Annotated in this window: 14 protein-coding genes; 2 read left to right on the top strand and 12 right to left on the bottom strand. The window is 65.3% G+C overall.

The annotated features are described in order from the left end of the window. Positions 1-6: 6 nt before the first annotated feature. From E2E30_RS12420 to E2E30_RS12370, 11 genes are all read right to left on the bottom strand, one after another. Entirely contained in the window at positions 7-189 is a 183-nt protein-coding gene (locus tag E2E30_RS12420) for a hypothetical protein (protein ID WP_133190271.1), read from the bottom strand. After that, a complete protein-coding gene (tgt, locus tag E2E30_RS12415) occupies positions 189-1,346 on the bottom strand; it encodes a tRNA guanosine(34) transglycosylase Tgt (protein WP_133190269.1) in 1,158 nt (385 codons plus the stop codon). The genes E2E30_RS12420 and tgt overlap by 1 nt, the downstream gene beginning before the upstream one ends. Positions 1,347-1,458: 112 nt before the next feature. After that, entirely contained in the window at positions 1,459-2,142 is a 684-nt protein-coding gene (locus tag E2E30_RS12410) for a DUF1013 domain-containing protein (RefSeq protein ID WP_133190267.1), read from the bottom strand. A gap of 104 nt (positions 2,143-2,246) precedes the next feature. Continuing rightward, complete coding sequence (locus tag E2E30_RS12405) at positions 2,247-3,284, bottom strand: glycosyltransferase family 4 protein (protein WP_133190265.1); 1,038 nt, start codon at positions 3,282-3,284, stop codon at positions 2,247-2,249. Between the two features lie 5 nt (positions 3,285-3,289). After that, positions 3,290-4,189 (bottom strand): UDP-2,3-diacylglucosamine diphosphatase, encoded by a 900-nt coding sequence (locus E2E30_RS12400; protein WP_133190263.1) that lies wholly within the window; start codon positions 4,187-4,189, stop codon positions 3,290-3,292. A gap of 118 nt (positions 4,190-4,307) precedes the next feature. Beyond that, positions 4,308-4,616, bottom strand: coding sequence for a GIY-YIG nuclease family protein (locus E2E30_RS12395; RefSeq protein WP_272482951.1), 309 nt, complete (start codon positions 4,614-4,616; stop codon positions 4,308-4,310). Between the two features lie 153 nt (positions 4,617-4,769). After that, entirely contained in the window at positions 4,770-6,464 is a 1,695-nt protein-coding gene (locus tag E2E30_RS12390) for an AMP-binding protein (RefSeq protein WP_133190259.1), read from the bottom strand. Positions 6,465-6,532: 68 nt separating this feature from the next. Continuing rightward, positions 6,533-6,727, bottom strand: coding sequence for a hypothetical protein (locus tag E2E30_RS12385; RefSeq protein ID WP_133190257.1), 195 nt, complete (start codon positions 6,725-6,727; stop codon positions 6,533-6,535). A 56-nt stretch (positions 6,728-6,783) separates the two neighbouring features. Continuing rightward, complete coding sequence (locus E2E30_RS12380) at positions 6,784-8,469, bottom strand: GGDEF domain-containing protein (protein ID WP_133190255.1); 1,686 nt, start codon at positions 8,467-8,469, stop codon at positions 6,784-6,786. A 182-nt stretch (positions 8,470-8,651) separates the two neighbouring features. Then, a complete protein-coding gene (gene clpA / locus E2E30_RS12375; RefSeq protein ID WP_133190253.1) occupies positions 8,652-10,979 on the bottom strand; it encodes an ATP-dependent Clp protease ATP-binding subunit ClpA in 2,328 nt (775 codons plus the stop codon). Between the two features lie 141 nt (positions 10,980-11,120). Further along, entirely contained in the window at positions 11,121-11,318 is a 198-nt protein-coding gene (locus E2E30_RS12370; RefSeq protein WP_133190251.1) for a DUF1192 domain-containing protein, read from the bottom strand. A gap of 89 nt (positions 11,319-11,407) precedes the next feature. Between E2E30_RS12370 and E2E30_RS12365 the strand changes: the two genes are divergently transcribed. Continuing rightward, positions 11,408-12,388, top strand: coding sequence for an NAD(P)H-quinone oxidoreductase (locus E2E30_RS12365; protein WP_133190249.1), 981 nt, complete (start codon positions 11,408-11,410; stop codon positions 12,386-12,388). A gap of 183 nt (positions 12,389-12,571) precedes the next feature. On the opposite strand, the gene E2E30_RS12360 is transcribed toward E2E30_RS12365, so the two are convergent. Further along, positions 12,572-13,999: an NAD-dependent succinate-semialdehyde dehydrogenase gene (locus E2E30_RS12360; RefSeq protein WP_272482931.1), complete on the bottom strand. Its 1,428-nt coding sequence runs from the start codon at positions 13,997-13,999 to the stop codon at positions 12,572-12,574. A 9-nt stretch (positions 14,000-14,008) separates the two neighbouring features. Between E2E30_RS12360 and E2E30_RS12355 the strand changes: the two genes are divergently transcribed. Beyond that, positions 14,009-14,248 (top strand): exodeoxyribonuclease VII small subunit, encoded by a 240-nt coding sequence (locus E2E30_RS12355; RefSeq protein ID WP_010185119.1) that lies wholly within the window; start codon positions 14,009-14,011, stop codon positions 14,246-14,248.

Below are 14,248 nucleotides of genomic sequence, written 5' to 3'. Positions count from 1 at the left end.
CGGCGCTTACGGCTTCTTCGAGCGGTTCACGTAGAGCAGCGCCGCCGCCAGCGCGGCCGATCCGACACCGACCCCGATCGCGATCGGCGCGACCGGCCAGTTGCCGTGCTTCTCACCCTTCGCTTCGGCGGCATCACGGACGCGCTTGTGTTCGAGCGCGGCGGCTTCGATTTCGTTGATCTTGGACATTACACCCTCTCTGCGTGGCTCTCATATGCCTGTCGGAACGCATCGGCGAAGGCTTTGAGCCGCCCCGCCGCGATTGCTGCCCTCAGGTCGGCCATCATCGCCTGATAGAACCACAGATTGTGCTCGGTCATCAACATTGCGCCGAGGATTTCCCCGGATCGGACCAAATGGTGCAGATAGGCGCGGCTCCCACCGTGCTCGGGATGCTGGCAGGTCGGGCAGCCGCACGCGGAATCGAGCGGCCCCTGGTCCTCGGCGAACTTCGCGTTGCGGATGTTGATCGGGCCGTTTCGCGTGAACGCTTGTCCCGTGCGCCCCGACCGCGTCGGCAGCACGCAGTCGAACATGTCGATCCCGCGCTCGACCGCGCCGACGATGTCGGTCGGCTTGCCGACGCCCATCAGGTAGCGCGGCTTGTCGACGGGAAGCTGTCCGGGCGCGAAGTCGAGGCAGGCGAACATCGCCTCCTGGCCTTCGCCGACCGCGAGCCCGCCGACCGCATAACCGTCGAAACCGATGTCGATCAGCGCCGTCGCGCTGTCGCCGCGCAGCGTCTGGTCGAGCGCGCCCTGCTGGATGCCGAAAATCGCTGCGGCCTCGGCATGCGCGCCGCCGCCGTCGAACGCATCGCGCGAGCGCTTGGCCCAGCGCATCGAGCGCGCCATTGCGGCTGCCTGCACTTCGGGCGTCGAGGTGGTCGGGACGAGCTCGTCGAACGCCATCACGATGTCCGAGCCGAGCAGCCGCTGGATTTCGATCGAGCGCTCCGGGCTGAGCGTGTGGCGCGAACCGTCGAGGTGCGACTTGAAGGTCACGCCATTCTCGTCGCGCTTGGTCAGGTCGGACAGGCTCATCACCTGATAGCCGCCGCTGTCGGTGAGGATCGGGCGGTCCCAGCCCATGAAATCGTGCAAGCCCCCCAATCGCGCGACGCGTTCGGCGCCGGGGCGGAGCATCAAGTGATAGGTGTTGCCGAGCAGGATGTCGGCGCCGGTTGCGCGGACGTCGGCGGGCTTGACGCCCTTGACCGTCGCGGCGGTGCCGACGGGCATGAACGCCGGCGTGCGGATCGTGCCGCGGCGCATCGCGATTTCGCCGGTCCGCGCCTTGCCGTCGGTGGCGTGGATGGTGAAATCGAAGCGGGGAGGCTGGGTCATCTTACTTCCCGGACCCCTTCTGCCGCCATTCCCGCAAAAGCGGGAATCCCGCTTCTTCTCCGGGCCGGCGGTAGAAGCGGGACCCCCGCTTTCGCGGGGGTGACAGATTACATCAGCGCTTGAACAGCGTCTCGGCGGTCGGCTCGGCGCGCGGGGCGACGACTTCGCCATTCTCGGCGGCTTCGGCGTCGCGCGCGAGCTGGTCGCGCTGCGCGCGCAGCTCGGTGATCAGCGCTTCGCGGTCACCCTCGAGCCGCGTGTCGACCGGAGCTTCGAGGCCAGCCGCCTTGGCGGCCTTGGCGACCGCCGCATCGAGCTCGCGCTGCGTCGTCAGGCCGAGCGTCACCGGATCCTTCGGGGTGATGTTGGCGATGTTCCAGTGGCTGCGGTCGCGGATCGCCGCGATCGTCGTGCGCGTCGTGCCAATCAGCAGGCCGATCGCGCCGTCGCTGATCTCGGGATGGTTGCGGATGATCCACGAAATGCCGTCTGGCTTGTCCGACCGCTTCGACACCGGCGTGTAGCGCGGCCCCTTGGTGCGGCGGACCTGCTCGGGACCCTTGAGGATCTTGAGCGTGTACTCCGGATCGGCCTGGCCCTTGTCGATCTCGTCCTGCGTCAGCTCGTGCGCGCGGATCGGGTCGCGGCCGGTCAGCTTGGTCGCGGCGGTGTCATCGGCGATCGCCTGGACCTCGAGGATGTGCAGGCCGCAAAATTCGGCGATCTGCTCGAAGCTGAGCGCGGTATTGTCGACGAGCCAAGCGGCGGTCGCGTGCGGCATGAGCGGCTGGGCCACGGGATACTCCTCAAAAACGGAAAGGGCCGCCCCTTTCGGAGCGGCCACTTATGCTGACATGCAATGTAGAGCGAATGCGGGGGGGTGGCAAGCGCGGTTGCACGCTAGGCCGCGATCGCCTCGGGATGCTCCACGGGAACGAGCGCACCGAGGAACTGGCGCGCGCTCGCTTCCCAGGTGAAGGTCTGGCCATAAGCCGCGCAGGCGGCACGATCGCGGGTGAGCGCGGTGGCGATCGCGGTGTCGAGATCCTCGTCCATCGCGCCGACCTGCGGGGTGAGCACATCGACCGGCCCGGTCACTGGGTAGGCCGCGACGGGGGTGCCGCTGGCGAGCGCTTCGATCATCACCAGGCCGAACGTGTCGGTGCGGCTCGGGAAAACGAAGACGTCGGCGGCGGCATAGGCGCCGGCGAGATCGGCGCCGAACAATGGCCCGAGGAAATGCGCGTCGGGGTAGCGCGCGACGAGCGTGGCGCGTGCCGGGCCGTCGCCGACGATCACCTTGGTGCCGGGATGCTTGGCGGTGAGGAACGCCTCGATATTCTTCTCGACCGCGACGCGCCCGACATAGAGCTGGATCGGCCCGCCGCTCGTCGCCTTGAGCGCTTCGATCGCTGCAAGCGGGGCGACTTGCGGACCAAACGTCCCGAGATCGACGCCGCGGCCCCAGTGGCGGATCTTGGTGAGGTCATGCGACTTGAGCGTCGCCGCGATCGACGGCGTCGAGGCGAGGATCGACTGGGCGGGCCAGTGGAACCAGCGAATGTAGCGCCACACCCATTCGGGATTCACGCCGGTCCGCGCCGAGACGTAATCGGGGAACTGCGTGTGATACGCGGTGGTGAAGGGAAACCCGCGCGTCAGGCACCAGCGCCGCGCGGCAAGGCAGACCGGTCCCTCGGTCGCGAGATGGATCGCGTTGGGTGCGAAATCGGCGAGCATCTTGCCGACGCTCGCGGTGCTGGCAAAGGCGAGGCGGATCTCGGGATAGGTCGGGCACGGCATCGAATAGAAGAGATCGGGCGAGACGATCAGGACCTCATGGCCCTGGCGCTCGAGTTCGGCACGCACCGCTTGCAAGGTGCGCACGACCCCGTTGACCTGGGGGCTCCATGCATCGGTGGCGATGGCGATCCGCACGCGGGTCAGGCCGCCAACATCTCGATTTGCGCCGTCGGCCGGGACGTTTCCCGCGCGGCAATCTCGTCAGCCCAATGCAGCAATTCCATTCTCCCGTCGAAATGCTCGACCAACGCCGTGCAGCCTTCCACCCAGTCGCCGTCGTTATAATAGGCGATGCCATCAATATCACGGAACTCGGCGGTGTGGATATGGCCGCAAACGACCCCATCGACGCCGCGCGCACCCGCCGCCTGCGCGACGATCTCTTCGTAGTTGGAGATGAACTGGACCGCGTTCTTGACCTTGGCCTTGGCATGCTTCGACAGCGACCAATAGGGCAGGCTGAAAGCGCGGCGATAGGCGTTCACCCAGCGGTTGAGCGCCATCATGAATTCGTACGCCGCATCGCCGACATGCGCCAGCCAGCGGTGCGCGAGGGTGATTGCATCGAATTCGTCGCCATGCAGCACCAACAACCGACGCCCGTCGGCGGTTTCATGCACCGCGTTGCGGCGGATCGCGATGCCGCCGAAATCGAGCCCGCAGAACTGGCGGACCACTTCGTCGTGATTGCCGGGGATGTAGACGACATGCGCGCCCCGCTTGGCGCGCTTGAGCAGGCGCCAGACGACGTCGTTATGTGCGGCGGGCCAGTAGAACTTCTTCTTCAGCCGCCAGCCGTCGATGATGTCGCCGACGAGGTAGAGCGTCTCGCTGTCGACATGGTCGAGAAAGTCGATCAGCAGATCGGCATTGCAGCCGCGCGTGCCGAGATGGATGTCGGAGATCCAGATCGTGCGATAGCGCCGACGCTCGCTGATCGTCCGCTCGGGGATCGACGGTTGCGAGTGCGCGAAGTCTGCCAGATCGGCGATCGTGCCGCCCGACAGACCATTCATTGCGATCTTGGTCACAGCGTCCATCGTCGACAACCCCGAAGCCTTACTGGTCTTGGGTCTATGCAGACAGATTGTTACAATCGGAATCGTTGACCTTCACGCAACTGTCATACGGTGCGTGAATTCACCGCGCCTGTACCCGTCATCCCCGCGAAAGCGGGGATCCCGCTTCTTCTTCTGCTGCGCCGTTGAGGGTCTCGAACAGGTCGAGCCAATTTGGATTGGCGGCTTCGATCAACTCGATCTTCCATGCGCGACGCCATTTCTTCATCGCCTTCTCGCGCGCGATGGCGTCGGCGATGTGCTCCGCGAAATCGGCGTATACGAGGCGCGTGAGGTTGTGGCGGCGGCAAAAGTCCGAACCGGTTTTGTCGCGATGCTGGAAACTGCGGCCAGCGATGTGGGACGTCACACCGATATAAAGCGTCCCGCGGTAACGGTTGGACATGATGTAGATCCAACCGCCGCGCGTCGCGCTAGCGCCTACCGACCGCTAACTGCCCCACCGTCACCCTCGCGAAAGCGAGGGTCCCGCTTCTCCTGCCCAGTGCGGAGCCAAGAAGCGGGACCCCCGCTTTCGCGGGGGTGACGGGTGGGGCGGTGGTCATACGCTGGGCGTCTCCGCCATCACTTCTGCGATCAGATCCTTGCGACTGAGCTTGCCGATCATCGTCTTGGGCATCGTCAGGCGGATCACCACGTCGTCGACGCGCTCATGCCGCCCGAGCTGCGGGTTGAGCCAGTCGCGCAACTCCGCGCCGGTCGCCGCGACCTCCTCGTTGAGCGTGACATAGGCGCGCGGCTGCTCGCCGCGATACGGATCGGGGAGGCCGATCACCATCGCCTCCTTGACCGCGGGATGATGGTGCAGGATCGCCTCGATCTGGCTCGGGAAGACCTTGAAGCCCGATACCGACAGCATGTCCTTCAACCGATCGACGATCCGCACGAAGCCGTCTTCGTCGATCGTGCCGACATCGCCGGTGCGCAGCCAGCGCCCTGCGCCATTGGTGACGAACACTTCGCCATCGGCGTCGGGCCGGTTCCAATAGCCCTTCATGATCTGCGGCCCCATCGCGACGATCTCGCCCGGCTCGCCGGGGGGCGGGGGCTGGGTCGGATCGGCTTTGTCGACTAGCCGCAGATGCGTCGACGGGATCGGCTGGCCGATGCTGCCGGTCTTGCCGGGCCGCTCGTACGGATTGGCCGACAGCACGCCCGAGCTTTCCGACAGGCCATAGCCCTCGACCACGGTCGCCCCGGTCGCCGCTTCGAACTTCGCCTTCAACTCGGCGGCGAGCGGTGCGCCGCCCGAGATGCAGACGCGCAACGACGAGAAATCGGTCTTGGTGATGTCGGGATGGTCGAGCAGCGCCTGGTACATCGTCGGCACGCCCGGAAGCGCGGTCGCCTTGGTCCGCGTGATCGCGCCGAGCACCGCGCCAGCCTCGAAGCGCGGCAGCATCACGATGCATCCGCGGTTGAGCACGGTACGGTTGAGCACGCAGGTATTGGCGAAGACGTGGAACAGCGGCAGCACGCCGAGGATACGGTCGGGTTCGTTCGGGTGCGGGTCGATCCCCATCACCTGCCGCGCATTGGCCGACAGATTCTGGTGCGTCAGCATCGCGCCCTTGGGGGTGCCGGTGGTGCCGCCGGTATATTGGATCAACGCGACGTCGGTCATCGGATCGATCGTCGCGGGTGCGTGCTTGCCGTCATTGGCGATCAGCCCCGAAAAGCTCAGGATGCGCGGATCGTTCGGGCGCGGCGTGACTTCCTTGCGCTTGAACAGCCGGTAGAGGATCGATTTCGAGGCGGGCAGCGCCCCCGCGATCGACCCGACGATCAGCCGCTCGAGCTGGCTGGTCTCGAGCACTTTCAGCGCGGTCGGGAGCAGCGCGCTGGCGGACAGCGTGAACAGCACGCGCGTCCCCGAATCCTCGACTTGATGTGCGAGCTCGGCAACGGTGTAGAGCGGCGAGAAATTGACCACCGTCGCGCCGAGCTTGAGGATGCCGTAATAGGCCGCGAGATAATGCGGCGCATTGGGCAGGAACAGCCCGATCCGGTCGCCCGGACCATAGCCCAGCGCCTGCAACCCCGCCGCGACGCGATTGGCGCCGTCGAGCGTCTCGGCATAGCTGTAATGCCGCCCGAGAAAATCGATCAACGGCGCCTTGCCCGCGCTGGCGGCCGATTGATCGAACATATCCACCACCGAAAGCGGCGGATAGACGCTGTCCCAGGCAGTGGGGTGACGATAGGATTCGTGCCAAACGGCTTCAGGATCGCTCATTGACACGTGTGTAAGCAAGCCTTCCGTTCCCGGCAACCCACCGGCGCCGTCCGCGGATAGTCAGCGGATTACAAATGGTTTCCCGTCCAGGTCACCAGCACCGAGATGCCGACGAGACCGAGATCGATCGCGGCCTTCATCCGATGCGGCGCGGGGTCGGTCGAATCATGGGTGAGGATCTGGATATCGGCGCTCGGATGGCGCGCCACCGCGATCAGCGCGACGACTGCGACGAACCCGACCATGATGCGACGGTTGCGCACAGCATATCCCCTTGGGCTGCGCTTGTACGCTCAGTGCCGATTCGCGGCAAGGCGTCTCACGCGGCGATGCGGTCGGGCAGCGCGCGGATCCGCGCGCGATCGCGCCCGGCGCTCTTGGCGTCGTACAAGGCCCGGTCGGCGGCGCCGTAGAGCGCCTTCCAATCGACTTCACGGTGCAATGGGCCAATGCATTTGCCGATGCTCGCGGTCACCGCGACGTCGTACGGCATCCGCGTCGCGCGCAATCGGTCGAGAATGTCGCGGGGTTCGATCGGGGTGTCGGCGGGAAGCACGATCGCAAATTCCTCGCCGCCGATCCGCGCGACGAGCGCCGCGTCGGGAACCGACAGTTGCAGCGTGCGCGCGACCGCGCGGAGCACGTCGTCGCCGCCGTCATGGCCGATCGTTTCGTTGATCAGCTTGAAATGGTCGAGATCGAGGATGAGCAGCATGTGCTCGCCCGTGCGCCCGATCGCGGCCGCCAGAAAGGCACGGCGGTTGAGCAGGCCGGTCAGCGGATCGATCTCGGCGAGCAACAGCGCGGCGAGCTCGCCTTCGCGCGCGGCATCGCGCTCGAGACTGAGCACGCGCACGCGGTAGGCAATCGCAAAGCTCGACAGCAAGGCTTCGAGTGTCATCATCACGATCGTCGAATTGTCGATCCAGAAGTTCCACTGGATCAGGCTGAGCCCGCTCGCCACGCGGAAGCAGGCGACGAATACGGGCGCACCCCAGGCGAGGGCGAACAGCCACAGATAGTTGCTCCGCGTCCGCCACGCGCGCCACAGCATCGGTCCCACGACAAGCAATTGGCCGGCAAACGCCAAGGTAAAGCAGCGGTCGAGCAGCCAGACATTGCTCGGCCCGAACAGCGCATAGCCGAGCGTCGCCGCGAGCATCGTCGCGGCGGCAACGGTGAACAGTCGCCCCAGCCCGCCTGCAAAGACGCGCGGCTCGAAAAAGGTCCGCGCAAACAGCAGGGCCGCCACCGCCGATACGCCGAGCGTAAGGTAGTTGATGCGCATCCGGTCGTTATTGGCAAGCTCGGGCCAAGCCCAGGCGAGCGCGCCCGACGAGGAAATGGCGTAGCACAACAAGCCCAGCACCATCGCGCAATACGCAAGCTGGAATCGATGTCGCAGCGTCGCCCACAGCGCCAGATTATAGGTGAACAGCGCGATGCACAGGCCGGCGAACCCGCCATACAGCGCGGCCAGCAGCAGGTTCGATCGCACGGCTTGTTCAGGCGTCGCGATCCGCGCATCGCGCAGGATGCCGCGCAGATTGGCAGCACCCTCGACATGCCAGAGCAATCGAACCAGCGGTGCACCGCGCGCGGGCAGCGGCTGGCCGACGATCGCGCCGAGCTGGATATGCCGCATCGTGCCTTGTTGATCGAGCCGTTGCGATACGATCGTGCCATCGGCGTAGAGCGCGTAGAGCGTCACGGCGCGCTGCCACAGGCTGGCGACGCGGATTTCGACCGGACCCGATCGCTTCACCGGAACCGAGCGGACCCAGTAATCGCCGCCGCCAAGCGTCGTCTGTTGCGGATTGCAGTCGAAGCGTGTCGTGCCGACAAACAGCGACTGCGGCGTCATCCCAGGCTGGGCGCGGACGACACAGACAGAGACCGGCTGGCCGGATCGGTCGGTCTGCGCAGTGACGGGGCACGACCAGCCAAGCGCCAGCAGAACAGCGGCGACAAGGCTCAAAAGACGGTAGTGCGGCGCACTTTGCATAGCGGCGCCATAGAGCGCCTTTGACGAAAAGACCGTTAATGCGGCTGGAGGGATTGCGGCGGAAGGGATTGCGGCTGGAGGGATTGCCGCTAGGCGCAATCTCGATCGTCGGGCCAGTGCTCTCTACGGCAAACAGGACCGCCGGGCGCGAACGCGGTGTTCGCACCCAGCGGTCATATCGGTCACTTTACCGTGGTCGTGTCCTTGTCGGTGCGGCTCACCGGCTTCTTCTTGGGCTTCTTGGGTGGGGCCGAAGTGATCTCGAACGCAAGCGCGTTGTCCTTCAGCTTGACCGTCACCTCGCCGCCATGGACCAGCTTGCCGAACAGCAATTCCTCGGCGAGCGGCTGCTTGATCTTTTCCTGGATCAAGCGGCCCATCGGGCGGGCACCGTAGAGCTTGTCATAGCCCTTGGTGGTGAGCCACGTCTTCGATTCGTCGTCGAGCTTGATATGGACGTTGCGGTCGGCCAGCTGCAGCTCGAGCTGCAGGATGAACTTGTCGACCACGCGCGCGACCACTTCGGTCGGCAGATAGCCGAACGGCACGATCGCATCGAGACGGTTGCGGAACTCGGGCGTGAACATCTTCTGCACCGCCTGCTCGTCCTCGCCCTCACGGGTGAGGTTGCCGAAGCCGAGCGTTTCGCGCGCCATGTCGCTGGCACCCGCATTGGTCGTCATGATCAAGATGACGTTGCGGAAGTCGACCGTCTTGCCGTGCTGGTCGGTCAGACGCCCGTTGTCCATCACCTGCAACAGGATGTTGAACAAATCGGGATGCGCCTTCTCGATCTCGTCGAGCAACAGCACGCTATGCGGCTGCTGGTCGATCGCATCGGTGAGCAAACCACCCTGGTCGAACCCGACATAGCCCGGAGGCGCACCGATCAGTCGCGAGACCGAGTGGCGTTCCATATATTCGGACATGTCGAACCGCTGGAGCGGAATCCCCATGATCGTCGCGAGCTGCTTGGCGACTTCGGTCTTGCCGACGCCCGTCGGGCCGGTGAACAGATAGTTGCCGATCGGCTTCTCGGGATCGCGCAAGCCAGCGCGCGACAGCTTGATCGCCGACGCCAGCTTCTCGATCGCCGCATTCTGCCCGAACACCACGCGCTTGAGATCGGTCTCGAGCGATTCGAGCGCCTTGGTGTCGTCGGTCGAGACCGACTTTGGCGGGATGCGCGCCATCGTCGCGATGACCTGCTCGATCTCGCGGCTGGTGATCGTCTTCTTGCGCTTGGCGAGCGGCACCAGCATCTGCATCGCGCCGACTTCGTCGATCACGTCGATCGCCTTGTCGGGCAGCTTGCGGTCGTTGATGTAGCGCGCGCTGAGCTCCACCGCCGACTTGATCGCGTCGGGGGTGTACTTGACCTTGTGATGGTCCTCGAACGCCGAGCGCAGGCCCGCGAGAATCTTGATCGTGTCCTCGATCGTCGGCTCGTTGACGTCGATCTTCTGGAAGCGCCGCAGCAGCGCGCGGTCCTTCTCGAAGTGGTTGCGGAACTCCTTGTACGTCGTCGAGCCGATGCAGCGGATCGTCCCGCCCGACAGCGCCGGCTTGAGCAGATTCGACGCATCCATTGCGCCCCCGCTGGTGGCGCCCGCACCGATCACGGTGTGGATCTCGTCGATGAACAGGATCGCATCGGGCATCTTCTCGAGCTCGGTGACGACCGCCTTGAGGCGTTCCTCGAAGTCACCGCGATAGCGCGTGCCGGCGAGCAGCGCGCCCATGTCGAGCGAGTAAATCACCGCCGGCAGCAGCACCTCGGGAACATTCCCCTCGACGATCTTCCGCGCGAGGCCTTCCGCAATCGCCGTCTTCCCGACGCCGGGATCGCCGACATAAAGCGGGTTGTTCTTCGAACGACGGCACAGGATCTGCACGGTGCGATCGACCTCGGGACCACGACCGATCAGCGGATCGACCTTGCCCTTCTTGGCCTTCTCGTTGAGATCGACGCAGAACTGCTTGAGCGCAGACTCGCTCTTGCCCTTCTCGCCGGGCTTTTGCGGCTTTTCTTCCTCGACGCCCTTGGGCGTCGACGCTTCGGGTGCCGCGCCGCCCTTGCCGACGCCGTGGCTGATGAAGCTCACGGCATCGAGCCGGCTCATGTCCTGCTGCTGCAGGAAATAGACGGCATAGCTCTCGCGCTCGCTGAACAAAGCGACGAGCACGTTGGCGCCCGTCACTTCGTCGCGGCCCGACGACTGGACGTGGAGGATCGCGCGCTGGACGACGCGCTGGAAGCCGCTGGTCGGCGAAGGGTCGGTCGCCGCATCGACCTTCAAGGCCTCGAGCTCGGTATCGAGATAATGTTTGACGGTGGCGGTCAGCTCGGCGGTATCGACGTTGCACGACTGCATCACCTTCGAGGCATGCTCGTCATCGATCAGCGCCAGCAGCAAGTGTTCGAGTGTCGCATATTCGTGGCGACGTGACGACGCGGCTTCCAACGCCTTGTGAAGCGTGGTTTCAAGCGCGGAGGCAAAGGATGGCATCAGGTCTTCACTCCTTGCGGGCTGCGGCGAAAGCGCAGCCCTTTGCGCCTATGTTGGAAGGCGTATCCGCCACTGCAAGCACTTGAAAATCGTTCGCCGCCCTTACTGCCATCTTATAGCGGATAGGAGGGCTGTCTGGCGTCAAGACTTGAACAGATTATCGGCTTCAACGCGATGGCTGGCGGCGTGTTCCATCTTCGCGGTTGTGCGCGCGATCTCGGTTTGCAGCGCGGCAACCCGCGCCTCAAGTTCCGCGACCGACAACGGGTCGAGGTCCTGCGCGAGCAGCGCCGCGAGCGGATCGCCCGCGCGTTTCGGGAGAATCTCGTCCAAGTCCATTGCGGGATCGTTGACCCGGCGAGCGGCCATGTCAATAAGGCGCGCAGGCAAAACGGGGCATAAGATCGATGGACGGAATTCCGGATACCATGCGCGCAATCGACCCCGATGGTCCGGGCGGACCCGAAGTCCTGCGCGTGGTCGAACGGCCCGTTCCGACACTGCGCCCCGATGAAGTGCTGATCCGTGTGGCCGCGGCCGGGGTCAACCGGCCCGACGTGCTCCAGCGCAAGGGCGGCTACGCGCCGCCGCCGGGCGCGCCGTCGATCCCGGGGCTCGAGGTGTCGGGAATCGTCGTCGCGCAAGGCGCTGACGTCGATTTCGAGCTGATGGGGCAGCCCGTCTGCGCCTTGCTCGCGGGTGGCGGCTATGCCGAATATGTCGCGGTTGCGGCGGGGCAAGTGCTGCCCGTGCCGCATGCCTTGTCGATGATCGAGGCAGCGGCTTTGCCCGAAACGCTCTTCACCGTGTGGACCAATTTGTTCGAGCGTGGGTATGCGACCGAGGGTGACACCGTGCTGGTGCATGGCGGGACGAGCGGGATCGGGACGATGGCGATCAGCCTCGGCGCGATCTTCGGGCTGAGCGTGATCATCACCGCGGGCTCCGACGACAAATGCGCCTCGGCGCTGAAGCTCGGCGCGGCGCATGCGATCAATTACAAGACCGAGGATTTCGTAGAACGCGTCGCCGAGATCACCGACGGGCAGGGCTGCGCGGTCGTGCTCGACATGGTCGGCGGCGACTATTTGCCGCGCAACCTCCAATGCCTGGCCGAAGACGGTCGGCACGTGTCGATCGCGGTGCAGGGCGGGGCGACCGCCACCATCCCGATCTTCGACATCATGCGCCGCCGCCTGACGCTGACCGGATCGACGCTGCGTCCGCGCGATTCGGCGTTCAAGAGCCTCGTCGCCGACGAACTCCACCGCACGGTGTGGCCGCATGTCGAAGCGGGCCGGTTGAAGCCGATCCTCGACCGCAGCTTCCCGCTCGCCGAAGCCCCCGCTGCGCATGCGCGGATGGAGGCGGGGGATCATATCGGGAAGATCGTGCTGACGATGGACTGAGTGCAAGCCTTCAAAGCCCTCTCCCGCTTTTGCGGGAGAGGGTTGGGCGAGGGTCTTTTTCTTCTGATTCTCGACGCTCGTAAAAAAGGAAGACCCTCACCGACGACGACCAGGGCCGCGCTGAAGAAGCGCGACCCAAGTCTCCGTAGCCTCTCCCGCTCGCGGGAGAGGGCGGGAGGCACCTTACCCCAGCACGGTCTTCAGGTTCATGAACTCGTGCAGCCCGTAAGGCCCCAACTCGCGCCCATGCCCGGAGCGCTTCACCCCGCCGAACGGCGCCTCGGGCGCGCTTGCCAGCATCTTGTTGACCGCGATCATCCCCGCCTCGATATCGCGCTCGAAGCGCGCGCGCTCATCGGCATCCTGCGTCCACACCGACGAGCCCAGTCCGAACGGCACGGCATTGGCGATATCGATTGCCTCGTCGATATCCGCCGCCTTGAACAGCATCGCAATCGGCCCGAACAGTTCCTCGTTCGCGACTTCGTGATCAGTCGGCACGTCGACCAGAATGCCGGCCGACATATACGCGCCCTTGCCGGGAAGCGCCTCGCCGCCGAACAGCAGCTTCGCGCCCGCCTGCTCGAACAGCTTGAGCTGGCCGAGCACGGTCGCGCGCTGCTCCTCGCTCGATAGCGGGCCCATGTCGCTCGCCGCATCCATCGGGTCGCCCGCGACGACCGCCTGCATCCCCGCCGAGAATTTCTCGAGGAAGGCGTCGTAGATGTCAGCATGGACGATCATCCGCTTGGCGCAGATGCACGACTGGCCCGTATTCTGCACGCGCGCGGTCACCGCGGCCTTGGCCGCCGCATCGAGATCGGCCGAGGGCATCACGATGAACGGGTCCGACCCGCCAAATTCGAGCACGACCTTCTTGAGCGCACGGCCCGCCGCCTCGGCAACCTTCATCCCGGCGCCTTCGCTGCCCGTCAGCGTCACCGCGACGATCCGATCATCGGCAATCAGCGCATCGACCTTGTCGGATTTGATCGCCAGATTCTGGAACAGCCCGGCTGGCCCGCCCGCGGCGATCACCATTTCCTCGAGCGCCGCTCCACAACCCTGCACGCTCGACGCGTGCTTCAGTAGCCCGACATTGCCCGCCAGGATCGTCGGCGCTATGAAGCGCACGACCTGCCAATACGGGAAATTCCACGGCATCACCGCGAGCACCGGACCCATCGGATGCCACGTCGCGGTCGCGCCGGGGAAGCTGCGCGGTTCGAGCATGGCCGCGCCTTCCTGCGCATAATGGCGGAACGCCTGCGCACATTTCTGCACCTCGGCGATGGCGGACTTGAGCGTCTTGCCCATTTCGCGCGTCGCGGTTTCGGCGAGGCGCTGGGTATTGGCGTCGAATTGCTCGGCGATTCGCTCGAGTAGGGCGGTGCGGGTCGCGAGATCGGTCAGCCGCCATTCGCGGAAGGTTTCGTGCGCGCGCTGGAGCTTGATCTCGATTTCTGCGCCGGTCAGCTCGGCATAGGATTGGCCCGGCGCGCCGGTGGCGGGGTCGATGCTGGTAAACATGGGGTATTCCTCATTGGGGACGAACAACAAACGCAACCGAGGCCTCGCGTATCCTTGACCCCAAACGCTCGCGTGCCGCATAGCTGCCAAATGGATACACCGATCGAAGAGTTGACGTTCGAAGCGGCGCTCAAGGAACTGGAGGGGATCGTGTCGAGGCTCGAGAGCGGCGATGCGCCGCTCGACCAGGCGATCGCGCTCTATGAGCGCGGCGATAAATTGCGGCGTCGTTGCGACGACCGTCTGACGGCGGCACAGGCGCGGATCGAAGCGATCCGTACCGACAGCGAGGGGCGTGCCGTCGGCACGCAGCCCTTTGCCGCAGGTTGA

The sequence above is a fragment of the Sphingomonas sp. AAP5 genome, from assembly GCF_004354345.1.
Classification (GTDB): Bacteria; Pseudomonadota; Alphaproteobacteria; order Sphingomonadales; family Sphingomonadaceae; genus Sphingomonas; species Sphingomonas glacialis.
This window is presented reverse-complemented; position numbering and strand designations above follow the sequence as displayed.